General features: G+C 27.8%; 1 protein-coding gene and 1 pseudogene. Both read left to right on the top strand.

The window, feature by feature from the left end:
• Positions 1-384: 384 nt before the first annotated feature.
• Positions 385-970, top strand: a pseudogene (locus tag KA830_RS12885) (CadD family cadmium resistance transporter).
• A 17-nt stretch (positions 971-987) separates the two neighbouring features.
• Positions 988-1,293: ArsR/SmtB family transcription factor (locus KA830_RS12880; protein ID WP_210134293.1), on the top strand; the 306-nt coding region annotated here is incomplete at its 3' end.

Raw genomic sequence — 1,293 nt, 5'->3', positions numbered from 1 at the left:
TATTTAAAATTTTAAAAATAAAAAAGCTACTAGCAAAAAACTAGTAGCTTAAATCTTAGTTAAATTTTGATGTAGTATTAATTTTTGTATCTGCGCCACAACGCCGATTACTTAAAACTAAGATTAAAAAAATCGACGAAGGTCGATTATGGTTTTTACACGCGTTCTTTTAGAACGCATAAGTGCGCCCTTGCGGGAATTAACTGGATTATAACGATGAAAAATAGACCTGTAAAGCGATAACTATTGTGATAAATTTTGCTAAAAAGGAGTGTTTTATTTTTATGATTATCAAGACGATAATAAAAAATAGAACACGCATCTATGATTTTTGCTAAATATAAGCTATAATACATTCAAAAATATTTTTGAATGAGGTGCTTTATGTTTTCGACTGTGATTACTGCTGCTGTTTTATATATTGCTACAGCAGTAGATTTGTTGGTAATACTATTAATATTTTTTGCTAGAGCAAATACTAGAAAAGAATATCGAGATATTTATATCGGACAATATTTAGGTTCTGTAATTTTAATATTAGTTAGTTTATTTCTAGCTTTTGTTTTGAATTATGTTCCGGAAAAATGGGTGTTGGGTTTATTAGGTTTAATACCGATTTACTTAGGTATTAAAGTTGCTATTTATGACGATTGTGAGGGCGAAAAAAGAGCTAAAAAAGAATTGGATGAAAAAGGGTTGTCAAAATTAGTCGGTATTGTTGCTCTGGTTACAGTCGCTAGTTGTGGTGCAGACTTTAGATATTGTCGACTTATTAGTTACTCTTCTTGTATTTTTAATATTGATTTTTGTTTTAGTATATTCAGCACAAAAATTAGCTAATATTTCAGGTGTTGGAGAAATTGTAGAGAAGTTTAGTCGTTGGATAATGGCTGTTATTTATATTGGTTTAGGGTTATTTATTATTATTGAAAATAATACAATTCAAACAATAATTGATTTTATATTTTAAATTAAGGTGTGGTTTATATGGGCAAGGCAAATGCTTGTGATGTGATCTGTATTCATGAAGATAAAGTGAATAATGCTTTGAAATTTTTAGAAGATGATAAATCACAAAAACTACTTAGTATTTTTCAAAAAATATGTGATGAAAAGAAGTTAAAAATCATATTATCTTTGATTAAGGAAAATGAGTTGTGTGTTTGTGATATTTCTTTGATATTAAATATGAGTGTTGCTTCTACATCACATCACTTGAGACTTTTATATAAAAATGATGTTCTTGATTTTTGGAAAGATGGAAAGATGGCTTATTATTTTATTAAAGATGAT

The organism is Staphylococcus sp. GDY8P119P, assembly GCF_017892075.1.
GTDB classification, from domain to species: domain Bacteria; phylum Bacillota; class Bacilli; order Staphylococcales; family Staphylococcaceae; genus Staphylococcus; species Staphylococcus ureilyticus.
Note: the sequence above shows the minus strand (reverse complement) of the source record. Positions and strands in the feature narration are given on the sequence as shown.